The organism is Proteus vulgaris (assembly GCF_016647575.1).
Classification (GTDB): domain Bacteria; phylum Pseudomonadota; class Gammaproteobacteria; order Enterobacterales; family Enterobacteriaceae; genus Proteus; species Proteus mirabilis_B.
On record NZ_CP032663.1, the window covers coordinates 4086896 to 4112283 of the forward strand.

Below are 25388 nucleotides of genomic sequence, written 5' to 3' on the forward strand. Positions count from 1 at the left end.
TTGGGATCATTGTTTTTAGATGTGTTACCTCTTATCATCCAGCGCCTTCAAATTTTTTTTAATTTTCCCCTATTATTTTTAGAGGTTTTAGGTTTTATGACTAACGAACGCATTGCCAATCCGGGTCCATTAGGTTTAATGGGTTTTGGTATGACAACGATTTTGTTGAACATACATAATGCCGGTTTTTTCCCAGTAGTCTCAGTCATTATGAGTATGGGAATTTTTTATGGTGGGATAGCTCAGGTTATTGCTGGAATTTTTGAGTTCAAAAAAGGCAATACTTTTGGTGCCACTGCATTTACCTCTTACGGCTTCTTTTGGGTGACATTGGTAGGAATTTGGTTATTACCAGTGATGGGCTTAAGCGAGCCAACAACACCTCTCTTTTTAGGTGTGTTTTTAGCGCTGTGGGGGATCTTTACCTTTTTCATGTTTATTGGCACGTTAAAAGCCAATAGAGCGCTACAGTTTGTCTTTTTAAGTCTGACAATTTTATTTGCTTTATTGGCGATTGGAAATATCACTGGTAATGCACTGATTTTAAAAATTGCCGGTTTTGAAGGTATTATTTGTGGTGCCAGTGCTTTTTATCTTGCAATGGCTGAAGTATTAAATGAGATGTATGGCAGAACAATACTGCCAATTGGTCATAAGTAACCGTTTTATAGAGAAGTGGCTATTTAGCCACTTCTACTACTTGGCTTTTACGGCGAATTAGCTTTTTTGCACACCATGCATAAAGTAACCCTGCAACAACACCTGAAATATGCGATTCTGTTGATACACCTAACTGTCCCGGAATTAAGCCATAGGCCATTGATCCATAATAGAATAAAACAAAGAGTGCGATCACGATATCGATAATTTTATGGCGAGTAAAAGCGTGAGCAATAAGCAAAGACCATAATCCAAAAATCCATCCACTTGCACCAACATGAATGGCATTTCGCCCAAAAATCCAAACTAATAAACCACTTACGATAATAATAAATATACTTGATAAGACATATTCTCGTAGAGATTGCGTCATGGATAAAAAGCTAAGAATAAGAAGTGGGAGTAGATTACTAAATAGATGAGACCAAGATCCATGAATAAAAGGCGCGATAAAAATACCAATTAAACCTTCTCCTGTTCTTGGAATAATACCCCATTGAAGAAGAGAGATGGAGAGTAGTGAGTTAATAAGTTGAAGTAAGACTAATGTGATAGTTAATCCACCAAGAAAGGTTAGTCTTTTTTTAAACCAAATCTTATCCATAACGATAGCCTTAATAATGTGATGACGCTGGTAAAACACTATAAGCCATAAATAGAAGAGCCTTTAATAAAAGAAGAAAGGCTCTTTTTTATTTATTAGTCTAATAAATTAAGGCAAGCAGCCCCACGAGCGCCACCTGCATCACCATGACGTGCTTTTTCTATTAATGGGATTTGTGCATTTCCGTAAACACAGCGTGAAAGATATTCAGGCAATAGCTCATACAGCGCGTTAAATTGAGATAATCCACCACCAATAACAACTAAATGCGGGTCAAGCACAGTAAGAATATTGCTAAGGTAAATCGCAAGTACTTTCATATAGCGATCAACATGTTCTTGTGTTTTTGCATCTCCTGCATAATATTGTTCAACAATATCAACAGCTCTTTGTGGGGCATCATTGAAGGCTTTATACATACGCTCAAAGCCACGACCAGATAAATAGGTTTCAAAACACGCTTTTTTACCACAACCACAAATAATTTTTGGCATCGTTTCACCGATCACATTATCTGCATCCACATTCAGATTCATATGACCGATTTCACCAGCAATCCCATTCTTGCCAGACAATACTTTGCCATCAATAACAAAACCACCACCCACACCCGTTCCTAATATAAGACCTAATACCGAAGGGTGATGACGAAACTCAGGGTCCCAAGCTTCTGATAAAGCAAAGCAGTTAGCATCATTTTCGACTTTAACGGGTCTATTGAGTATATGTGCGAGATCGTGAACCATTGGTTTGTATTTAGCTGCTGGAACATTAGTAGTAAATACCGTTCCTTCTTTAGAATTCACAATACCGGGAACACCTACACCCACTTTTCCCTTACAACCTAGTTCATTGTCAGCTTCTAAAGTCAGGTCCTTAAAAACATTCAATAATGCCTGATAGTCATTTTTAGGTGTAGGAACTCGTTTTTGCCATACTTGAGTCAGATCTTTATCAAAAACGGCAAGCTCAATTTTTGTGCCGCCCATATCAAAACCATAATACATATCAGTCTCTTAATTATTCTGTAAATATTATTTATAGCAACGACAAGGTTGTCGTTACGTGGCCATTTCTATTTCAGTCAATACTTAAGTTATCTCTACTGCTTATATACACTAGGTTAAAGAAGAACAGTGATTGGTGACAGTTGAGTTTTCTTTATCTATTGATTACTACCTTCAATCAAAACACTACGTACTTTCATTAGAGCAAAGCCTAATAAATTTAATCCATTCCAAAGAAGAGGGTTGTTAATCTCGTTATCTTGCTCACTTAATCCGACGCCCCATATTTTATCAACGGGGCTTGCCTCAACAAGCACACGATTGCCTGTTGAAATCAGAAATTTACCAAGTTCTTCATTTTGGGAAAACTTAGCGACATTGGCACGGATAACAATATCCATGCGGTGTTGTTCCCAAATGTTTTGGTCAAATCCTTTTACTTCTCTACCTAATGCTTTTGCTGAACCTGGATTAGAGGTGGTAATTATGCGTTCTCTGACTTCTATATCATTAAATAACCTTGCTTTTTCAGCCATCATATAGTGCTCAGCGCTGGCATAACGTACTTCATCTAATATAAAAGGTGCTGGATACCATTGGCTAAAGCAACTTTTTGCTATGTCATTACCTTTACTTTTGTGTCCCCAAAAGTAAATGAACTTTATTTTCTTGCCTGTACGAAATTCTTTTTTTAATTGTTCTAAATCCATCTTTTTTCCAGTTATCTCGAATACTCCTAATTCATTTAATAAAGATAGCATAGAAGTAAATAAGGATAGAGTGCCTTTTTGCTATTCTGTGAGTAGGTGAAGCGATTCCGCTATTTTAAATTATTTTTATTAAATTAGTCTTAATTTGATTTGTTTTTGCTGAATAATAAAAAAAATAGAACTTAGTTTCTTAGGATTACTCTTAAAAGAATTCATCTAAAGAATATCTTTATTTATATAGTTACATAAAAAGATAATCTTAAAACGATACTGCTTACTTAGTAGAAAGGTGTAGTTAATTAAGTATTTTTAATATAAAAAAGCGTAAGTATCGGTATTTGTACTAATTATTAGTATTTGTAACTAATAAAATACTTATTATATAATTAATTCAATATGTTGTGGTTATTAGTGTGCTGATTTTCATCGTTACATTTATTATTTGAACCACATCACGCTTGTATATTTGTTAAGCTAAATTAACAATATCATTTTATAGGTAAAATATCGCTTAAGTTAATTATTCTGGAATACAGGTTATTCTTAGCGGTATTTACTATAAGTAAAGAATAAAACACATCATAGATTGATAATCTATTTTTGTTTTTTATTTGGATGTTTTTTTCTAAAACTTAATCAACGCTGATGTATTTTATTTTATTTCAATAAAATAAAACGGTCGTAATATGATAAAAAGCAATAAAGTCACCTTTTAGGTGTAAAAAAGAAACCTGTTTTGATGATGATCAATATGGATAAATAATTCTTTATGTTTTTAATTGTTATTTTTTTAGTCTTTTTTAGAATGAAAAAATGAGGGGATATTAAAATTGATCTTGATGGGTTCTTTGATTTTTAGAAGAAATAATATCAATAAATGATTATTTTAGAATTTTATTTTTATAAAATTTATACAAATTGTTATTAGTTAACTCTAGTTATTATCTGGTTTTAAAACCCATTTTTTTAGGTGAAAAAGACGCTATTTTTGATAGTGATAATAAATATTAAATTAAGTAAAAGTACCCATTTTTATAAAGTGAAAATGAGTACCGTTTTACTTTTTACACTTTTTTTGATGTTGTCTTTTTCATTAAAATAATTATACAATTTAATTTAAATAATCATTACTCCTAATCGGATGATGCTTATTTATTATTAAATAAATCAGTATTTATAAGATTATTTTACCCTACATAGTTGATGTTCATTAATTGATGATTTAATGAGAGTTTAAATATGAATTTATAAAGATATATTTTTAACTTATTGTGAAAATTATCTATAAGGTTCTCTCTTCCTTATTTTGGATGAGCATCAAATTATTGAACAAGGTTTAGAGTACTGTTATTAAAGGGGCCACACTATGTATGATGATATTAGTAACCTAAAAGATAAGTTTCAGGAAGATGCCTTTGCTTTTCAGGATTTTTCTTCCTCTACAATACAAGATGTTGATAACAAAATAGAACCAGTAGTTATAAATAAAGAAGATAATAATAAAATTAGTAATTTAAGTAATAATACGTTTTCTGAAACTTCACTTGTTGTGAAAAACGAACCAAAACAGCCTGTTACTTCATCGTCTATTCCTTCTTATCACCAGGATGCTTTAGTTGTTAAAGCAAAGAAAGACAATTTAATTAAGAGTAAGCAAAATTTGTTAGCAGATAATAAAATATTTGATAGCAAAGAAACGGATAGAGTTCATGCTCATGAAAATATATCATTAAAAGATATATTGTCATTTATTGCCTCTGTCTAATCTAAATAAGCAAAACTCTTTGTGTAAATAAATAATATTGACTGGTGTCAATCTTTAGCCATTGTTATTTTATTTTTTAAGATGGGTTTATTTCTTTTCGATATTTATTAATGTCGATGGGGTGCCTTTGTCTTAAGAAAAGATCTATGGCGATGACAAAGGTATGGGTTTATGAATAAAATATTTAAAACATTAATTACGGCTTTTCTATTGATAACAATGTTTTCACTCATTGTTATGCCAATGAGTGCCGAACAACAATATATATTCGGTATTATCAATATATTGCTGTTATTTGTTATCGGTTTTAAAAAATCAAAAAAACGATTATTAACAATGGTTTTTATTTCATTGTTGATGTCAACGCGTTATCTCTACTGGCGTGCAACAAATACCTTAAATTTTAATACAACTATTGAGGCTGTTTTAGGTAGCGGTTTATTTATGGCTGAAATTTATTCTTGGATAATATTAGTCCTAGGATATTTCCAAACATCATGGCCATTAAATAGAAAAATAGCACCTTTACCTAAAGATATTTCTCAATGGCCTACTGTTGATATTTATATTCCAACATATAACGAAAGCTTAGATGTAGTACGTGATACCGTCTTAGCTGCACAAGCTATCGATTATCCACAAGATAAAATGAAAGTTTATATATTGGATGATGGTAGCCGTGAAGAATTTAAACAATTCGCTGGTGATGTTGGTGTAACTTACATTGAACGTGAAGTCCATGATCACGCAAAAGCGGGTAACTTAAATCATGCGATGGGATTAACAGACGGTGAGCTTATTTGCGTTTTTGACTGTGACCACATCTCAACACGTATTTTCTTGCAGGCAACGGTAGGAAGCTTCCTTGAAGATCCAAAATTAGCGCTGATCCAAACACCACACTATTTCTACTCGTCAGACCCATTTGAACGTAACTTAAGTGCGGCTAAAGATGCACCGCATGAAGGCGCACTTTTCTATGGTCCTGTTCAACGTGGTAATGATAACTGGAATGCGACATTCTTCTGTGGTTCATGTGCTGTTATGCGTCGTAGTGCCCTTGAAGAAATCGGTGGTATCGCTGTTGAAACGGTAACTGAAGATGCTCACACTGCGCTTAAATTACAACGTTTAGGTTGGAACTCTGCATTTATTGATATTCCTTTAGCTGCTGGCCTTGCAACAGAACGTTTAGCATTACACGTTAACCAACGTATTCGTTGGGCTAGAGGGATGACGCAAATATTCCGTGTTGATAATCCAATGTTAGGTCGTGGTTTAACATTCCCTCAGCGTTTATGTTATCTCAATGCCATGCTCCACTTTCAGTACGGTTTGCCTCGTATCATCTTCTTGACTGCTCCGTTACTGTTTATGTTATTTAACCTCAATATTATCGCTTCATCTGCCAGCATGATATTTGCCTATGCATTACCACACTTAATCATGTCGGTTTATGTAAACTCGAAAAATATCGGTAAATACCGTTACTCTTTCTGGGGTGAAATTTATGAAACCGTTATGGCATTTAGTTTGGTATTACCTACTTTACTGAGCTTAGTTTCACCAAAATTAGGTAAATTTAACGTAACAGATAAAGGTGATTTGCTTGATAAAAGCTATATGGATTACCTCACTGTGCGTCCATTAATTATTACTGCACTTCTTCTTATCACTGGGATTTCATGGGTTGTTGTTCGTTACCTATTAAATGACTTCCAAGGTATTGACCCTCTGGTTATTGTTTTAAACCTTACTTGGGCGACTTACAGTTTATTTATCATTCTTGCCTCTATTGCGGTTGGTAAAGAGACTCGACAAATTCGTAAGAATACACGTATCAACGCATCTCTACCGATCACATTACATTTTGATGATGGTGCTGAGTTAACGACGACCACTGAAGATATTTCTATGGGTGGCGTTCGCATCGCCGTAAATAAGATGTCTGAACTTCGCCAACGTAATGTCACTTCAATCACTCTGAATGTACAACGAGATGAAGTTACTGTTCCTGTTGATATGGTGAGTTTAGAAAGCAATCAACTACGCCTTGAATTCTTACCTATTGATTTAAATCTTCGCCGTAAATTAGTGCGCATTATCTTTGGTCGTGCTGATGCATGGATCCATCAAGCAGATTATAAAGACAAACCATTTAAAGAATTGGCAGGCATTACGCGTTGTATTTTTGAATTGTTCTTTGGTCGTCGCCAAAAAGTGAAAGCACCAGCAGCAAGAACAAAAGCAAAAGCTTCACTCTCTGTGCAATCTATTAACGGGGATGACTAAGCATGAAAAAGAAACTGACATTAATGCTAAGCCTAACGGCGATAGCTATCGCAAGTATTAATCTTTCCCAAGCAGATACCGGAATGTTAGAGCTAGGAGGGGAGCTTTTACCTGATCCAACTTCTTATACACATTCGCCTGTGCAACAAAATGCGAATAACCCGATCCAACTTGAAGAGGGTGTATTGTCTGAAGCGCGTAATATCGAAGAGCAATTAACATTGGCACAGATGGGAAATCCATCACCTATCGTGTTATCAGGAAGAAAATTACTTTCTGGTGTGACGTTTAATATGGCGAATGATTTATTTATTGATAACGCTACATTAACGATGAAAGTGAAAGCGTCTCAAGGATTAATTCAATCCGATCAAACACTTCACTTAATGCTAAATGGTCAACCTATGGGATTTCTACCTTTAGAAGAAGGTGGGCAAGAACATGAATATGTTTTAGAAATCCCTGAAATGATGTTGACGAATGTGAATAACCTTAGCTTTCGTTTAGCCAATCGTGATGCGTTGGATGAAAACCAATGTATTCCTCCATTGGCTGAAGGATTAAGTCTGGTTATCTCACCTGATTCATCATTAGATTATCGAGGTCGCTGGATTAATGGCGGGTATAGTCTGGAACGATTGCCCCTACCGTTCTTTGACCCTGACAGAATGACAGCGACCTCGTTACCTATCATATTGTCAGATAAACCTGACCATGCAGAGGTAACAACAGCAGCTATTGCTGCATCATGGTTTGGCAGTTTTAGCCATGATATTAAGCAAGTTGATTTACCTGTCTTAATGAATCAGTTACCTGAAAGTGATGGTATTTTAGTCGGCTATTCAGGACAAACTATTGCGGGTATTACATTACCTTCAGGAAATAGTGGGCAATTAACCATTGTTGATAACCCGGTCGATCCTGTTTTCAAATTATTACTGATCAGTGGTGATAATGAGAAATCTCTTCGCCAAGCTGTATGGGCGTTAAACAACGGTAAATTGCCACAAAACGATCACTTAGTGGTGCCTTCTCAAACGCTTGCTATGCGTAAAGATTATGATGCACCTCGTTGGTTAAATACCAATAAACCTGTTTCGTTAAGTCAAATTGCTAATGGTAGTGATGACTTCTCACGTCAAGGTATTAACCATGCACCGAATCAGTTTTCGTTTCGTGTTTCTCCCGACCTCTTTTGGTGGGATGGTGATGCGCTGCCTTTAGATTTGAAATATGTTTTCCCTCATTCGGATAAACTAAATAGTCGTCGTTCTTCATTGATTGCTTCTTTGAATAACCAATTCTTAGGTGCATTGTATCCGGCGCGTTCAGAACCTTTAGGTATGTTAAGACAATGGCTAGGAATGGAGAGTGAGCAGCAAAATAGCACGCTCTATTTAAATCCTCGTCAGATCTACAGTCAGAATCAATTGCAGTTTTATTTTGATTTACGTGAACCTGAGGATGCTCCTTGTATTTTAACGGATGGCAGCAGCTTAATTAGCCAAATTGATCCGCAATCAACGCTGCAATTTAAAAATACTTGGCACTACTCAAGAATGCCGAACTTGGCTTATTTTTCAGGAGCATCATTCCCATTTAGCCGTCGTGCGGATTTTTCACAAACCACACTGCTATTACCTGAAAATCCAACAATCGAAGAACTTTATACCTTAGTGAACTTAATGGCGAGATCGGGTTATGCCACTGGTACACCGGTTTCTCATGCATCAGTTTTCTTAGGTGCTAAAGAGCTTGAGAAAAATAATCTTTCTCAACAGGATGTGTTAGCGATTGGTTCATTAAGTAGTGAAGGATTTTTACCCGCTCGTTTTTCACAACAAGCTTTCTCATTTTTAAATAAAAACGTCGAAATTAAACCTCAATCATTGATTGATAAAGCAAAAGGTTGGATGGCTGGCGATTATTTATCTCAAAGTGGTGATGCTGCAAGTTACTTATCTTCAGTGAAAGACTGGCGTGGCATGATGAGTTTTATCTCACCTTGGGCAAGCGATAGGGTTGTCGTATTAGTTACAGCTAAAGGTAATGATTCGATAAAAACCATTATCAATGACTTAAATTTAGCCCAAATAAATGCGGCGATTAAAGGTGACATCACACTTATTAGTGGCAAAGACACCGTAAAAAGTTTCCATTTAGGTGAACACTTCTCGCAAGGTGACTTACCTTTCTTACAACAATTCCTTTGGTATAGCTCTAGACACGTCTATTTGCTGGGTCTTTTAGCTGTTGGTTTTTGTGCGTTGACGGGCCTCGTGACTTATTACTGGTTACAACGTCGTTCAACTCGTCGTTTACATCAGATATCACAGCATCGTTCAGACAAATAAGGGGGGATATAAGATGAAAAATCACGCACTTAATATCATCGTTAAAGTCATCTACGCAGGTTGCATTTTAGGGGCTTCAAGCCAAGTACAAGCAACGGCGGTTGAGGCAAATATAGCAGCAACTGATCCAAATATTGTCAGTTCTCTTATTGAACAAGCTAACTATTGGCATGGTAGAGCGCACGATGAGCGTGCAGTAGAAGCACTGCAAAAAGTACTGATTATGGAAAGCAATAATCAGGATGCGCTGTATTTAATGGCGTTCTTTACTGCACAACAAGGTAATGAAAAACAAGCAACTTATTGGCGAGAAAAACTTGCGCAAATTGCACCGCAAGATCCACGAATTGATGGATTAAAAAACATCCGATCATCACAATTTAGTGAACAGCAATTAGGATATGCCAGAGAGTTAGCGAAAAAAGGCCAACACGAAGAAGCGATAAAAGCGTACCAACGTTTATTTGTGAGCAGTGAGCCACCTGAAACACTGGCGTTAGAATATTATCAAACAATGGCAGGTGTACCCGCAATGTTGCCTCAAGCCATTACGGGATTAAAACAACGTGCTGCATTGATGCCTGATAATAAAGAAACGCAAAAAGCATTAGGATTAACATTAACTTATAACGAAGAGACTCGTCGTGAAGGGATAACTATTTTAGGTAATATCTCAGGTGATGAGTCAGCCAAAAAAGGTATGCGTCAAGCTTTGTTATGGTTGAATGTCCGTCCTGATGATGACGTGTTATATAAAACCTATTTGCAAGCAAACCCGAACGATAAAGCGGTTGCAGAGCATTACCAAGGTGCTATTCAAGGTAATGCACGCCAAGCAGGTTATACCGCATTAAACAAAGGTAAATTGAAAGAAGCCGAAGGCTATTTCAAACAAGCTTTAGCGTCAGATAACAATGATGCGCAAGCCTTAGCGGGTTTAGGTTATATCGCATTACGTTCAGGTGATTTAACCACAGGTCAGCGTTTATTAAATCAAGCTGCGCAATCGGGTGGCGAACAAGGCAGTAAATGGAAGCAACAAGCGGAAGATGCGGGTTTTTATGCGCAATTACGCAGCGCACAACAACGCGCTAAACAAGGAAACATTCAACAAGCTATTGAACAATTAGCCCCATTAACCAGTGCTTCAGGTGAAAAGGGGTTATCTGCCAACTTATTACAAGCTGACTTATTACGTAAGCAAGGTAATTTACCAGCTGCTCACCAATTGTTGTCAGGGCTTTATCAGCAAAATAGCCATAATGAAAAAGTGATTTCTGCTTATTACTATTTATTAGTTCAGGAAGGACAGAATACGAAAGCAGAACAATTACTGGCACAACAATCTGCCTCTTTGCGTCAAAAACTAACAGCGAATACCGATCCTTCTGAGAAATTACGCCGTGAAGCGCAAAAAGCGTTAGAAAATGGTAATCGTGTTCAAGCAAGACAATTGCTTTTACAAGCACAGCGTAAAAACCCACAAAATAACTGGGTTTACCTTGATTTAGCACGCTTAATGGCAGCTGACGGCGACAGTGTTGGCGCAAAAAATACTATTTCACAGTTACAAAACCGTAGAACAAGAGATTCTGATTATGTGGCATCTCTGTTTTATGTTGAGCAAAAAGAGTGGGATAAAGTTTTTAACTTACTAAGTAGCCATAATCAACAAACTGAAGCTGAAAAAGAGTTATTACAGCGTGCTCGTTTTCATCGCCAACTTGCGCAAGCTGACCATTATCGTCAGGCTGGAAACCTTGTAGCAATGCGTAATATTTTACGTCCATTAATTAATCAAGTCGCTGATTATCCAAATGATGTGGGTGAATTAGCAGAGAAATTGGTTAACAGTGGATTAAACGATGAAGCATTGCAATTAGTTGAAAGTGATATTGCAAAAGGCACTAAAGGCTCGGTAGGTAACTACGCAGGTCACATCAACGTTCTCAATGAGTTAGGTCATTATACACAAGCATCTAGCTTGATTAATGATCCCGCTTTACAACAAGAAACACCGATTGTTGAGAAAAAACGTTTAGAAGTTGCGACTAAAGTTGCGCAAGCCGATAGCTTACGTGAAAAAGGCGAAATTAAAGCAGCTTATGACACGTTAGTTGTTGCTTTAAAAGCATCACCAAATGATCCTGATTTATTAATGGCATTAAGTCGTGTTTATTTAGCGCAATCAATGCCTGAACAATCAAACAAAATTCTTTCTTACTTAGAAAAAGAGCAAGGAAAAGATAGCAAATTAATCCAAGCTCAAATCGAAGTGGCATTAGCTCAGAAAGATGGAAGAAAAGCACAGCAGTTGTTGCAGCAAATTCCTTCATCCTCGCAACCGGCTTATTTATTACAAGCCGCGCAAATTGCGCAATTAAATGGTGAAAATCGTAAAGCATTAACGTTACTGCGTAGTGCGCAATGGCAAAACAGTGGTAGCACACTGAACACCTCTGCCGGTCAATTAAATGCATTAGGAGGCAGTGATAATTCTGCTATTGCGGGTTCTATTTATGAACGTAAAGAGATGGCATCGGTTCAGCGCACTATTCGTGAGCTAGAAGAAAAAGTCTCACCTTGGGTACAAGGTGGTGTAGCTATACGTCATCGTAATGGTGATAAAGGATTATCTAACGTCACCGAAATTTCAGCACCAATGAGTATTTCAAGTGTACCTGGTGAAGAGTTCCGTTGGGAATTTAGTGTTAATCCAGTTTCGATGACAAGTGGTTCGGTTTCAGGAGAAAGAGCTAACCGCTTTGGTTCTGGTCAGCTTCAACATGCTGAACGCTTTGCTAAGAATAGCGATAACCATGATGAGAAAAACAAAATTAATGCCGATGAAGCAGGAAGCCAACGTGCTTCTGGTGTTGAATTAGGACTGCGTTTATCAGACAAGGATATCAGCTTTGATGTGGGTTCAACGCCATTAGGTAAAGATACGGCAACGGTTGTCGGTGGCCTCACATATTCACCTCAAATTAGCCAAAATGGGCAATTAACACTGACCGCAGAGCGCAGAGCCATAAAAGATAGTCTACTTTCTTATATGGGGCGTACTGATCCAATGACTGGCGAAAGTTGGGGTCGTGTAACTCGTAACGGCGCTAAAGTTCAATATGCTTGGGATGATGGAAAAATTGGGGCTTATGCTGGTGGTGGTTTCTATAACTACGAAGGTAAAAGTGTTGCGAGTAATGATGAAGTGAAAGCGTGGATTGGCTCTTATGCTAAGTTCTATAAAGACGATCAACAAGAAGTAAAAGCAGGTGTGCATGTTGATTATATGAACTTTAGAAATAACCAGAACTACTTCTCACTAGGACACGGTGGTTACTTTAGTCCACAAGACTATGTGTCTGTTTCATTGCCTGTTGCTTATACCCGCCGTTTTGAAAAAGGTGAAGTCTCATTAAATGGTGCAATAGGGATACAAAGTTACAAACAAAAAGGCAGCGATTATTTCCCAACGCATGGTTATATGCAAAACGCATTAAATAAAAAGAATGCGAGCGATCCTCGTATTAAATCTCAGTACGCAGAAGAAGACGAAACGAATTTTACTTACAGATTAGGTTTAGACGCGAAATATTATTTAAACAAAGAAACCGAGTTAGGTGTCAGCTTATCGCATGATACATCGGGTGATTATGCTGAAGATAATATGTGGTTACACTTAAAATATACCCCAGACTTCCTGTCTAAATAATTAAGGAGACAAATAATGAATAAGCATGACAGTGATATCTTACAATTACCTTTTGAAAGTGGCTGGCAAGATCTAACTCAATTATTATTTTTTCAAATCTTAAATGACAATGATATTTCTACTGCTGGAAATAAATTAAGAAATATAGGTAAGGATATTGCCTTACGTTATCCTTTACCTGAAAGCGAAAATATTCAATTACTTGAATCACATATTAATCGCGTATTAACACTATTTAAATGGGGTTTTGTCACGATATCTCCTGCAATGAGCGAACTTTTACTGGTTCATTGTGCATGGCCTCATTTTACGCAAAGCCAAGATGATGCTCAGTGGCGTGTTGCAAGTGCCAGTGTTTTAGAAGGGTTATATGAAGGCTGGTTAACGAATCAAGGTGGTAATGCCAAAATGCAAGTGCATCGTCAATCTACTGATGCAAAAGATGTCTTTATTTTCCGCTATGCGCATAACTCATCAGCCGAATAATAATATATATGCTTTATTGATGAGCATAGGAGGTCAAAAATGAATGAAATGATATTTAACGATGATAATTCTAAATGCTTATTAATAAAGCAATTTACTAATAACGTTTTCATGATGTTAGTAACAGATATTAATGGCATCATTATTTATGCAAATGAAAAATATTGTGAATTTAATAATGTTCACTTTGAAAATATAAAAGGTAAAAAATACAGATTATTTAACTTAATTGATGAGAATCAAATTAATTGTTGTGTGAATGGCAATAATGATAATAAGGGAGTATATCGATTAGAAGCCAAGAGAAATAACGATACACAACAAGATGTATGGGAAGATATTAGTATTATCCCTGTATTTGATGAAAGTAATTTAATTTCTCACTATGTGTTTATTAGCTTGGATATTACTGATAAGGTAGAGCTAAGAAACGAGTTATTTAATAAAAGCTATATTGATTCATTAACTGGAATATCTAATCGATTAAGTATTGTTGAAAAAATCGAAAATGAACGCTTAAATATTTCACAGCCATCTTCATTTTGCCTTGGTATTATAGATTGCGATAAATTCAAATCTATCAATGATCAATTCGGGCATCATGCAGGCGATAAAGTATTATGTGAAATATCAAAACGGTTGTCACAATTAGAAAATAATGAAGTCTATTGTGGGCGGCTTGGTGGCGATGAGTTTGCTGTGCTTTTCCCTAAAGGATTACGTTCTTGTTCTGTGATTTTGTTAGAAATAATAGAATCACTTTGGAAATCAATGGAAAAGCCCATCGATATTAATTCAGATTTTATGTTAACCCCTTCAATTAGTTTAGGTATTGCTGAATATCCTAAAGATGGAAAAACATTATCTGAATTATTAAAGTCTGCGGATGAAACACTTTATTCTATAAAAGAAATGGGTGGTAACAAATATGGATTTTATTCCGGATTTTAAATAGAAAGTTTTTTAGTAAAGATATATTAAAAATAACGTTATCTCTTTTTAACGAAGAGGGAGGTGACTGTTTTTAAAATATATCTAGTATTCCTGATGAAATATAAGAGTAAATTTAAAATAATACTAAATATTAGTTTTAGATAAATGTTTATTAGAGGATTTTATTATGATGAAAGCGGTTATCCCTGTTGCTGGATTAGGTACTCGTATGTTACCTGCAACGAAATCAATTCCTAAAGAAATGCTGCCTATTGTTGATCGCCCTTTAATTCAATATATTGTTGAAGAGTGTGCTCAGGCTGGCGTCGAGGAAATTATTTTAGTGACTCACTCTTCTAAAAATTCAATTGCGGATCACTTTGATACCAGCTTTGAATTAGAAAATATGCTGGAACAGCGTATTAAAAATAAATTATTAGAAGAAGTGCGTTCAATTTGTCCTGACAATGTCAAAATTGTCCAAATTCGCCAAGGTCACGCCTTAGGTTTAGGCCATGCAATTTGCTGTGCACGTCCAGTTATTGGCAATAATCCATTTATTGTTTTACTGCCTGATGTTTTATTAAATGCACACTATTGCGATCCTCAACATGATAATTTATCAGCAATGATAAAACGTTTTGAAAAAACAGAACGTAGCCAAATCATGGTTGAACCTGTGCCAATGAGCCAAGTGCAACAATATGGTGTTGTAGATTGTGAAGGTGTTTTCTGTCCTCAAGGTAATTGGGCACCTATTCGTCGTATCGTAGAAAAACCAAATCCTGAAGATGCGCCTTCTAACCTTTCTGTTGTTGGTCGTTATGTTTTTTCTGAAACTATCTGGGAATTATTAGATGGTCTACCTGCTGGCGTAGGCGGTGAAATTCAATTAACGGATGCGATTGATTTATTATTGAAAAAAGAAGTCGCTGAAGCATATACCTTGGTGGGTAAATCACATGACTGTGGTAATAAGCTAGGATATATGAAAGCCTTTGTTGAATATGGCTTACATAATTCTGCCTTAAAAGAAGAATTTGCTTCTTGGATGCAGGACTTTTGTGAAAAAACATTGTTACCCAAAACAGAAGTCATAGAAGAAGATGAAGTAAGTGAAGAACAAAAGATAGTTGCTATCTTTTGAGTTTATCTTGAAATAATATGCAATCTGCCGACCGAACTCAGATAGCGGTCGGCAATAGCAGGAGAGAAAGGCAATGTCTTTTAGGCACTTATCTCGTTGTAATTTTCTATTTTCTACCTTTTTTATTTTAGGTTTGTTGCTTATGGTTTCTCCTTCAATACAGGCAGCAGATACTCAAGTAGGATGGGAACAATTTAAAGAGCGCTATATTAAGGATGATGGGCGAGTTATAGACAGCGCTAACAAAAATATTTCACACTCTGAAGGTCAAGGCTATGGCATGTTAATGGCTGTAATGAGTGATGATCATGAAACATTTAATAAGTTATGGCGCTGGACAGCTGCTTCTCTTTATCGTGGTGATTTAGGCTTATTTAAATGGCGTTATGAGCCAGAAAATAGTGAACATACCCCTGATCCTAATAATGCGACAGACGGTGATATCTTAATTGCGTGGGCATTATTAAAAGCGGGTGAGAAATGGAATGATGAAAGTTATCTTTCAGCTTCTGATTCTATTCAACACGCTATTTTGGAACATACTTTAGTTAAGACAAAAAATTATACCGTACTTTTACCCGGTATTAATGGTTTTAAAACGCCAGAAGAAATTATTATTAATCCATCCTATTTTATTTTCCCTGCATGGAAAGATTTTTATCGCACAAGCAACGATGTTCGTTGGAAAGTGTTAATTAATGATAGCCAGTCTTTACTTAGAAATATGCGATTTGGTGAATATCAATTACCCACTGACTGGGTAAGTTTATATCCAGATGGAAAGATAGAGCCTAGTGAAAAATGGCCTGCGCGATTTAGCTTTGATGCAATACGTATTCCGCTTTATTTAGCTTGGGCACATGATGAATTAGCACTACAACCTTTTGTGCAGTATTGGCAGCAATTTGATCGTTATAAAACGCCTGCTTGGGTAAGTATTGATGCTCAAGAGCGCGCTGAATATAACCTTACTCCCGGCATGATGGCGGTGAGAGATTTAACGATGAAAACACCTATTGAAGATGTCGATTTAAGTAAAGATACGGATTATTATTCTTCAGCTTTACACTTATTAGCGGCATTTGCTCAAAACGGGCAATAAGTATATTTAGTTAATTTGAATGATAGATAGCTTAAATGCCTTTTAATACAGAAAGGCATTAAGCTATCTATTTTGTTTATATCGATAGTGCTAAAAACATAACTTTCTAAATTATTTATACTTATTCGTTTTTAATAATTTAATAGTAATTTGTTATCTCTATTTTTTTATAACGCTATGTTTATTAAATAATAAATAAACATTAAACTATGATCTAAGAATAATTTATTTAATGATATTTATGCTAAAGTTATCTCAGTAATTTGATAGTGTTATTAATATAATTTCTCATCAATAATAGAGGTGGATAAATGAAAGTTTCAGCACGCAATCAGTTAGTCGGTAAAGTTGTTGATATTATTGAAGGTGCCGTTAATAGCGAAGTGATTTTATCTTTAGCCCATGGTGAAAAACTTGCCACGATTATTACTAAAGAGAGCTGTGATAGTTTAAAGATCAAAAAAGATGGCGAAGCAATTGCCATTATTAAAGCACCGTGGGTTGTCTTAGCACTACCTGATTGCGGTTTAAATTTCTCTGCACGTAACCAATTTGCAGGTAAAGTAACTCATATCGCACAAGGTGCGGTGAACTCTACCGTTCATTTAGAAACAGCTAAAGGCTTAGAACTGACAGCTGTTATTACAAATGAAAGCTTACAAGAGATGAAATTGGCAAAAGGCAGTGATGTTTTAGCACTAGTGAAAGCATCAAGTGTGATTGTTGCGACACGCAAATAATTACAGGTTTATTTTTTGAAATAAAGAAAGAGGCTAAATATTTAGCCTCTTTCTTTTTGATATTACTTATCTTTTTGAATTTATTATCCCGATCATCTTTTATTCAGGTAATAAAAATTAATTATCTGTACTACCTGCGACTTTCAGTTTGTCATAGATATAATTTTTATAACTGTTAACTAATTTCTCATCTTCACAGTCATTTAATTTACCTTCACATAAATGGCGCATTTGAATGTTTGCTTTGTAGAAAGGAGATAATGGCAAACGAGCGCGTTCTAAGATCATGCCACCTAAGAAGCTAATATCAGTTAATTCACCCATTGTTATTGGCGCGCCTTGCGACAGGTTATCTCTCAAGGTGAACTGAGTAATATACGAAGGGTTATTAAAAGGTGACTGATAATTTTTTAACTCTATATTAGGTTGATGATCACCAAAATAGAGGAACATCGTTGGCTTTTCTCTTTGTGCAACAAAATTGGAGAAATCTTTAATTGCTGGATCACTGGTAACGATTTTTTCCATATAGTGGCTAAATTTACCCGGTGCATTACTGCTTTCGGTATGACCTGCAATTTGGTACATATCTCTGTGCGATTCATCATAAGGGCCATGTTCATACATGGTTAATGAGAATATGAACAAGGGTTTATCTGTGCGTTTCTTCAGTACCTCTTCAACGTAACCCAGCATATCTACTGTCGATATTTTCCAGAGGTTTTCCTCTAATGTTCCCGGGTAGCCAAGCTCTTGAGGTTGAATGATTTCATCAATTCCCATTTTTTCATAAGCGTAACCAGCATGGTAAGCACTACGATTAAACGGGGTGAGTAAAACGGTGTAATAACCTTCAGCTTTTAGTTGGCGGAATAAACTTTCATTAAGATTATCGACAACAAAATAGAATACAGAGTTTTTACGCGCACCAAAATCATCCGTATTTAGCCCTGTTAATACAGAAAATTCAGAAAGCCAAGTACCGCCACCAAAGGTTTGTACACGTAAAGGGCTTTGCGCGCTGACATTTTCATCTTTTTGGAACATAAATAAATCAGGCAGTGCAACATCGGTATCAAATTGATAAATATGAGGGTTAACTGTCGATTCCTGTAATAAAACGACAATGTCAGGTTTTATGTCTGTCTGTGTTTCTGGTAATACGGTTTTATTGGCTTGTTCAAGAAAATAATTTGCATCTTCCTTGAAATAAGGAGGGTGATAAGCCGTTTGGTAGCCAGACATGATTAAATTAGTGACAGTACCTCGACCTCCCGGAAGTGTACCTTCCCATTCGGCTTGCCATTTTTCTACGGTGAAATGGATGGTAGTAAATCCGATGACGATTAAGAGTAAGCTACTTATACGCAAGGCTGGGCGTGATTTTTGGGAAAAACGCCAAGCAATAGACATATTGATAAGAAGCCATATTAGCATCGCAACCAATGCAACACCGGCTTCCCAATAATGACCTAATGTCCCTAAATTCGAGCTATCAAAAGCCAAATCAAAGTCAGAGAACATTAATGTTTCTTTGTAATAATGGACTTTGAGCTGATTAATAAACTTAGTTATCAGGAAGAGTGTACCGGTGGTAATAGCCGAAAATAAGATACGAGCAGATAAAATAAAGCAAAGAGAGAAAAGAATAAAATAAGCACCAACTGAAAGAAGTGCCGTATAAATAAATGTTGTTTTCTCAAAAACAATAAAGAGTGAGGCTATAAGAATAAGTGCAAGATAAGCACTTCCTAATATTTTTTTCATATCTCTTCCGAGTATAGCGATAAAGAATAAAGGGGTATTTTACAAATATTGTAGGCGATAACCTTAAATAGGCTAAATAATTTTATTTAGCCTAAGTTAACATCTGTATTTAGAATAACCCTTTGTCTCGTAAAATATGAAGATCTTTTTTGCGGCGAGTAAAACCTGTGCGATCAAAATATTCTAAAATTTGCACTGCTAATTTACGCCCAACGGATAATTCATCACGGAAGTCTGCGGCGGTAACACTGCCATTGCTTTCATTATATTTCACAATGATAGATGCAAATTTTTCTATTGCTTGGTGTGTATAATAGCGATCAGCAATAATCGGAATAATTAAACCTAATTGCGCTGCTTTACGTAATAATGAGCGGATCACCTTCTCATCATTTTTCATTTCATTGGCGAGATCACGTACCCACCAAGGTTCAGATTGCTCAAAGTAGGCTTTAGCATTTTGCCATAACGCATCTTGTTCTGGAGAAAAGGCAAGACCATGAGTTGGAAGATGAAGCCAGCCACGACTTTGGCTAATAGCACCTTCTTTACGTAATTGATCAATTAAGTGATAGACCAATTCATCATGATAAGTAGGTAGTGCCATTCGTTTTAAACGAGAACGACCCACACCCATTTGATCATTATGTTGTTGGTGATATTCCTCAAGGGTATCGAGTAATTTCTGTTTTGCGTTATCAGCATTCTCTTTAGAAAGAATAACGCCTGCAACGCTAACTAGATCAAAGGTTTCTAATAACTGAGTTAGCGCACTCTCCGTTAATTGCTGAGCCCAAGCAAACTGACTTAGAGAGAGCTCACCTTTTGGTAAACATAACGCTAAATGGGCACTAACGTTATCTGCACTATCAAGTTGGTGTAACCAAGTTAAGAACTCAGCTTGCCGTTTACCTCTACGTGGCGAGTGTAAATGTAAGACTTTTGCGGCGGCTAAAGTGCGTTGAGCACTGATATCACGCAAGATAAGTCTATCGTTATCCACCAGCCAAAGGGGTTCATCAAGAATAAGCTCAGCTAACTGTGGTGTTTCATTAGCATCATTTAAAAGAGCAACACGACCCGTAATATGGCGTGTACCGTGGTGAATATGTACAGGCTGCCAATGCTTTAAAGGTTCATCTGCAATTAAACTGACTAATATTTTATGAGATTGATAGTTAGGTGCTTGAGAAAGCAGCCAATCACCACGAGAGACGTTTTCTTTACTGACATCACCTGTGATGTTAATTGCAATACGATGACCTGCACCAGCACGCTCTACGGGCTGATTTTGTGCATGTAAGGCTCTTATTCTTACTGGTTTATCTGCGCCAGTTAGCCAAAATGTATCGCCAACAGAAATTTGCCCTGCAAGTGCGGTACCTGTGACAACTAATCCTGCCCCTTTAATGCTAAAAACACGGTCTATTGCTAAACGAAAACGCTTATGCCATTGAGGGTGTTGTTGCTCTTGTTGATGTAACTCAACAAGGTAGTCACGAAGTGCTGAAATACCTTCACCAGAAGGGGCTGAGGTGACAAAAATATCAGGTTGTTGCCAGCCTAAATTGGCTAATACGTCGATTGTTTGTGAACGAACTTCTTCAATTCGCTCAGGTGTAACGCGATCTGCTTTGGTGAGAATAACGGTAACTTGAGGACAGCCAGCAAGACGTAAAATAGAAATATGTTCGATGGTTTGTGCCATAACGCCATCGTCACAAGCCACAATTAAGAGTGCATGAGAGATCCCACCGACACCCGCGAGCATATTTGAAAGGAATTTCTCATGGCCGGGAACATCCACAAAACCAATTGAGGTGCCATTATCTTGACGCCAATAGGCATAACCTAAATCAATGGTCATGCCGCGTTTTTTCTCTTCAGGTAAATGGGTAGTATCTACCCCAGTAATGGCCTGTATAAGAGTGGTCTTTCCGTGGTCTACGTGACCTGCTGTCGCAAAAATCATAGTAAAAGTGCCTGTATTAATGCATTTTCATCCTCAAGACAGCGCAGATCAAGCCACAGGCGACCATCAGTAATTCGACCAATAATCGGCTTTTCTAAATTACGCCAATGCGCAGCTAGCGCATCTAACTGGCTACCTTTTCCATCTTTGGCTTCAAAGGTAAGTGCTGCACTCGGTAAACTTTCAATAGGTAACGAACCACTGCCTATTTGAGAAGCACATGAGGATATCGTGATATGGTAGTTATCCCCATAATATGCCTGAAAATGAGGCAATAACCGTTGCGCCATATCATTAATTTCTGTTTGTGTCCGAGTTAACAAACGTAATGTCGGAATTTCAACAGCCATTTTTTCAGGTTGCTGATAAAGGCGTAATGTGGCACCTAAAGCGGCTAATGTCATTTTATCAACACGTAATGCACGCTTTAAAGGATGGCGCTGAATAGCCTCAATCCACACTTTTTTACCAAGGATTATCCCTGCTTGTGGACCACCTAATAGTTTATCGCCAGAGAAGGTAACAAGGTCGATACCTTGTTGCAGATAATCTTGTGGCATTGGCTCTGAAGGTAAGCCTAAGGCGGCTAAATTAGTCATTGAGCCACTACCTAAATCGATAGCGGTTGGTAAGTTCATCTCTTTACCAAGCGCTGCAAGTTCGTCGCCATGCACTTCAGCGGTAAAGCCTTGAATACAATAGTTGCTAGTATGAACTTTCATTAGCAAACCCGTATTCTCATTAATGGCGTTACGATAATCTTTAAGGTGAGTTCGGTTTGTTGTTCCGACTTCTTTGAGTGTACAGCCTGCTTGTGTCATCACATCGGGGATACGAAAAGCACCGCCAATCTCAACTAATTCACCGCGAGAAACAACAACCTCTTTATTGGGTGCTACCGTTGCTAGCATCAGTAAAACAGCGGCTGCGTTGTTATTCACGATACAGGCATCTTCTGCCCCTGTTAATTCACATAATAAGTCAGCGATAGCGCGATCACGGTGTCCTCTTGACGCACCATCAAGAGAATACTCTAAGGTTGCTGGTGAGCGCATAACTTGGCTAACGGCTTCAATGGCGGATTCTGCCATTAATGCACGCCCTAGATTGGTGTGTAAAACAGTACCTGTTAAATTAAAAACAGGTTTAATTGAGGATTTTCGTTGTAGTGTAATGCGATTTTTTAATTCATTAGCCCAATGGTTGTGCCATTGTGGTAACTCGTTTTCTTGACGAATAATGATACGCGCTTCTTCTTGTAACTTTCGTAAATGCTCTGCAATAAATGTCTGACCATAAGAAGCCACAAGGGCTTGAATGTCTGCTTGGTGCAGTAACTTATCAATAGACGGCAGTTGGCTATAAAGTGAGCGCGTATCATTTGTCATGCTAATACCTAATTGTTATTCATTTGGGAACAGGAATGGATTAATGCTACTACGAGCAAAGCCTTCTTCTTCCATTTTTGCATCAAGAACAATAGACGCTAAATCATCAGCAACAGCATCTACATTGGCATCTTTTTCTTGATATAAAATTTTCAGATAGCTTCCACAATCACCGCAGCTTTCTGCTTTCACTGGGGCATTTTCGCTGTCTAAAGACCAGTAATTTAATTTACCTGTTAATTCACAGTTGGTGCACTTAATGCGTACAACATGCCACTGTGTTTCACATAAATTACAGTGTAAATAGCGTAAACCTTGTGTTGTGCCGATTTGTACCATGCTTGCCACTGGCATACTGTTACAAACTGGGCAGAATTGACGATTTTCACCGTATTCTGTTTTCGCTTTACCTGGAATATTTGCTGCTAATTGTGCCCAGTACAGAGACAGTGCTGCCCAAATAAAGACAGATTTATCAGCTGAAACTTTTGAATATTCATCATTAAGTAATGCTGTTGCCATTTCTTCTAATTCAGTTTCAGAAGCTTTAGAGAGGTTTTCTAAAGTAATAGTGGCACTTTCAGGCACAACTGGACGTAATTCAGCAATAATCGAGGCTAATAAAGCGTGCCAATGTTTACTGCGTTTAAATGTTTTTCTATCTAAAGGCGCTACGCCGGCTTGTTGTGCAAGGAGTGGGGCAAGATCAATGACAAGTGGATTGTCATGAAGTGCTTTCTCTTGAGCCTTGACAATTTCTGCTGCAAATTCAAGGTAGTCTGCGAAAGGATTATCTTTTGCTAGTGTTTGAAAACGTTCAGCACGACGTTGATAAAGGTTTTTCAGATTAGGGAATAATACGGGTGGAATAAAACTGATCCCTTTTTCTGATTGCTCTTTACCTAATTGCTCTTTAGGAACGATGCGAATACTCATAACGTTCTATCTTCCTATTATCATAAATTTTATAGTGAATACCCACAGGATTTGGCTTCAGAATAAATCAAAAGCAAACATGAAGCCATGACAGTGGGTAATAATAGCGTGATTTTATTGTTTTTTTACGTCTTAAAAACGGGCGTAAATTGAATAAAAAACGGAGGCTGATCAAGCCTCCGTTTGTTCAGAAATACACTTTAGGGCATTATTTCTGTGACTGCTTTTCGGCTTCTTTTTTCTCTTCTTCGAGAATTTCACGATACCAACGAGGGTGGTGCTTTTTAGCCCAACCACGAGTTACCCAGCCTTCAATCATGCTACGAATTGAACCTTTCACCCAGAATGCCGCATAAGCATGAACAAATACGGTGATTATCAGTAAGATTGCTGATAATGAGTGAACTAATAAGGCAATTCTAATTACTGGGATCGAGAAATACTCTGCGAAATAAGGACGCCAAATGATAACACCACTAACTGTCAGTAAGATCAGACTGATACTTAATGTCCAGTAGATCCCTTTCTGACCAAGGTTGTAGTGACCAATATCGCCAGCTTCTTCATTTTGCAGCACTTTATGAATATTTTTAGCCCAGACTAAGTCATCTTTATCGATAAAGTTGTGCTTCAGATATCTGAAGAACATAAAGAGAAAGAGGAACGCCATCACGCTACCCACGAATGGGTGTAACAGACGCGACAGTTCTGGTGTACCTAAAATATTCATGAACCAGTTCAGAGATGGGAAGAAGAAACCCAATCCGCTGATAGCAGTAAACAGAAATACAATCACTACTAACCAATGGTTAATACGCTCAGAAGCGGTGTGGCGAAGAATTTTATCGCCTTTCTTCTTCATCATTTCTGCTCCTCCTTATTCACAGAGGTCTGTGTTTTAGAAGATGCTTCCATCTCTTTGAGCGCTTCTTCTTCATCTTCTTCAGTTGTACGGTTTGGACCGACACCTAAATAGTGGAAAATTGCACCCGCGAAGGTTGCGGCAAAACCCACTGCTGCTAATGGTTTCCAAATACCTTTCCAGAATTTAACGGTTGAGCTAATTTCTGGGTTTTCTGGTAAACCATGATACAGGTTAGGTTTGTCAGCATGATGGAGAACATACATCACGTGTGTACCACCCACACCTTGTGGATCGTAAAGACCAGCATTGTCGTAACCACGAGTTTGCAGTTCAGAAACACGCTCACTAGCAAGATTGATCATGGCTTCTTTCGAACCAAAATGAATCGCACCTGTTGGGCAAGTTTTCACACATGCAGGCTCTTGACCAACTTCTACACGGTCAACACATAACGTACATTTGTAAGCACGGTTATCTTCTTCATTAATGCGAGGCACATCGAAAGGACAACCTGCAATACAATAACCACAACCAATACAGTGTTCTGATTGGAAATCAACAATACCGTTAGCGTATTGAATGATGGCACCTTCTGCTGGGCAAGCTTTTAAACAGCCCGGATCAGCACAGTGCATACAACCATCTTTACGAATTAACCATTCCAGTTTGCCGTTCTCTTCCACTTCAGAGAAACGCATCACTGTCCATGATTTCGCAGTTAGGTCAGTTGGGTTATCGTAAACACCGACGTTAGTGCCAATTTTATCGCGAATATCGTTCCATTCAGAACAAGCAACCTGACAGGCTTTACAGCCGATACAGGTTGTTACGTCGATAAGTTTTGCCACTTCTTCCTTGTAATCCCGCACCTGAGGCGCGGGAGTGAGGGAATTGGTAGCAGAGCGACGAATAATGTCTTGGGATTGCAGTGACATAATTTATCTC

The 25388-nt window shown here is 37.3% G+C and carries 19 protein-coding genes; 10 read left to right on the forward strand and 9 right to left on the reverse strand.

Annotated features, from left to right (window positions below; all coding sequences use genetic code 11):
* Positions 1-96 precede the first annotated feature (96 nt).
* Complete coding sequence (gene satP / locus D7029_RS18655; protein WP_072065220.1) at positions 97-660, forward strand: acetate uptake transporter; 564 nt, start codon at positions 97-99, stop codon at positions 658-660.
* Positions 661-679: 19 nt separating this feature from the next.
* On the opposite strand, the gene D7029_RS18660 is transcribed toward satP, so the two are convergent.
* The 3 genes from D7029_RS18660 to D7029_RS18670 form a co-directional block, all read right to left on the reverse strand.
* Positions 680-1264, reverse strand: coding sequence for a rhomboid family intramembrane serine protease (locus D7029_RS18660; RefSeq protein WP_194951511.1), 585 nt, complete (start codon positions 1262-1264; stop codon positions 680-682).
* A 95-nt stretch (positions 1265-1359) separates the two neighbouring features.
* Positions 1360-2271, reverse strand: coding sequence for an N-acetylglucosamine kinase (gene nagK / locus D7029_RS18665; RefSeq protein ID WP_194951512.1), 912 nt, complete (start codon positions 2269-2271; stop codon positions 1360-1362).
* A gap of 158 nt (positions 2272-2429) precedes the next feature.
* The gene (locus D7029_RS18670) at positions 2430-2981 is read right to left on the reverse strand and encodes an NADAR family protein (RefSeq protein WP_194951513.1); all 552 of its coding nucleotides are present in this window, start codon (positions 2979-2981) and stop codon (positions 2430-2432) included.
* Positions 2982-4347: 1366 nt separating this feature from the next.
* Here D7029_RS18670 and D7029_RS18675 point away from each other — a divergent pair.
* The 9 genes from D7029_RS18675 to D7029_RS18715 all read left to right on the forward strand — a co-directional run bounded on the left by D7029_RS18675 (position 4348) and on the right by D7029_RS18715 (position 17515).
* Entirely contained in the window at positions 4348-4746 is a 399-nt protein-coding gene (locus D7029_RS18675; RefSeq protein ID WP_194951514.1) for a hypothetical protein, read from the forward strand.
* A 171-nt stretch (positions 4747-4917) separates the two neighbouring features.
* Complete coding sequence (gene bcsA / locus D7029_RS18680) at positions 4918-7038, forward strand: UDP-forming cellulose synthase catalytic subunit (protein ID WP_194951515.1); 2121 nt, start codon at positions 4918-4920, stop codon at positions 7036-7038.
* Positions 7039-7040: 2 nt separating this feature from the next.
* Positions 7041-9392, forward strand: a complete 2352-nt coding sequence (gene bcsB, locus D7029_RS18685; protein WP_194951516.1) for a cellulose biosynthesis cyclic di-GMP-binding regulatory protein BcsB — start codon at positions 7041-7043, stop codon at positions 9390-9392.
* 13 nt (positions 9393-9405) lie between these two features.
* On the forward strand, positions 9406-13107 hold the full coding sequence (locus tag D7029_RS18690; protein ID WP_194951517.1) for a cellulose biosynthesis protein BcsC: 3702 nt from the start codon (positions 9406-9408) through the stop codon (positions 13105-13107).
* A 15-nt stretch (positions 13108-13122) separates the two neighbouring features.
* Positions 13123-13593, forward strand: coding sequence for a cellulose biosynthesis protein BcsD (gene bcsD / locus D7029_RS18695; RefSeq protein WP_088494167.1), 471 nt, complete (start codon positions 13123-13125; stop codon positions 13591-13593).
* Between the two features lie 39 nt (positions 13594-13632).
* Positions 13633-14544, forward strand: coding sequence for a sensor domain-containing diguanylate cyclase (locus D7029_RS18700; protein WP_088494166.1), 912 nt, complete (start codon positions 13633-13635; stop codon positions 14542-14544).
* A gap of 169 nt (positions 14545-14713) precedes the next feature.
* Entirely contained in the window at positions 14714-15673 is a 960-nt protein-coding gene (gene galU, locus D7029_RS18705) for a UTP--glucose-1-phosphate uridylyltransferase GalU (RefSeq protein WP_228766717.1), read from the forward strand.
* A gap of 73 nt (positions 15674-15746) precedes the next feature.
* Complete coding sequence (locus tag D7029_RS18710) at positions 15747-16775, forward strand: glycosyl hydrolase family 8 (protein ID WP_088494165.1); 1029 nt, start codon at positions 15747-15749, stop codon at positions 16773-16775.
* A gap of 311 nt (positions 16776-17086) precedes the next feature.
* Positions 17087-17515 carry a TOBE domain-containing protein gene (locus D7029_RS18715; protein WP_194951518.1) on the forward strand — a complete coding sequence of 143 codons (429 nt, stop codon included), beginning with the start codon at positions 17087-17089 and terminating at the stop codon, positions 17513-17515.
* Between the two features lie 117 nt (positions 17516-17632).
* Here D7029_RS18715 and D7029_RS18720 read toward each other — a convergent pair whose 3' ends face one another.
* The 6 genes from D7029_RS18720 to fdxH all read right to left on the reverse strand — a co-directional run bounded on the left by D7029_RS18720 (position 17633) and on the right by fdxH (position 25378).
* Positions 17633-19282: an LTA synthase family protein gene (locus D7029_RS18720; RefSeq protein ID WP_194951519.1), complete on the reverse strand. Its 1650-nt coding sequence runs from the start codon at positions 19280-19282 to the stop codon at positions 17633-17635.
* Positions 19283-19391: 109 nt separating this feature from the next.
* Positions 19392-21254 (reverse strand): selenocysteine-specific translation elongation factor, encoded by a 1863-nt coding sequence (gene selB, locus D7029_RS18725; protein ID WP_194951520.1) that lies wholly within the window; start codon positions 21252-21254, stop codon positions 19392-19394.
* Positions 21251-22642, reverse strand: a complete 1392-nt coding sequence (gene selA, locus D7029_RS18730) for an L-seryl-tRNA(Sec) selenium transferase (protein ID WP_194951521.1) — start codon at positions 22640-22642, stop codon at positions 21251-21253. Before selA ends, selB begins: the two co-directional genes overlap by 4 nt.
* Positions 22643-22657: 15 nt before the next feature.
* Positions 22658-23578, reverse strand: a complete 921-nt coding sequence (fdhE, locus tag D7029_RS18735) for a formate dehydrogenase accessory protein FdhE (protein ID WP_088494160.1) — start codon at positions 23576-23578, stop codon at positions 22658-22660.
* 208 nt (positions 23579-23786) lie between these two features.
* Entirely contained in the window at positions 23787-24443 is a 657-nt protein-coding gene (gene fdoI / locus D7029_RS18740) for a formate dehydrogenase cytochrome b556 subunit (RefSeq protein ID WP_072070496.1), read from the reverse strand.
* Positions 24440-25378 carry a formate dehydrogenase subunit beta gene (gene fdxH, locus D7029_RS18745; RefSeq protein WP_194951522.1) on the reverse strand — a complete coding sequence of 313 codons (939 nt, stop codon included), beginning with the start codon at positions 25376-25378 and terminating at the stop codon, positions 24440-24442. Before fdxH ends, fdoI begins: the two co-directional genes overlap by 4 nt.
* Positions 25379-25388 lie beyond the last annotated feature (10 nt).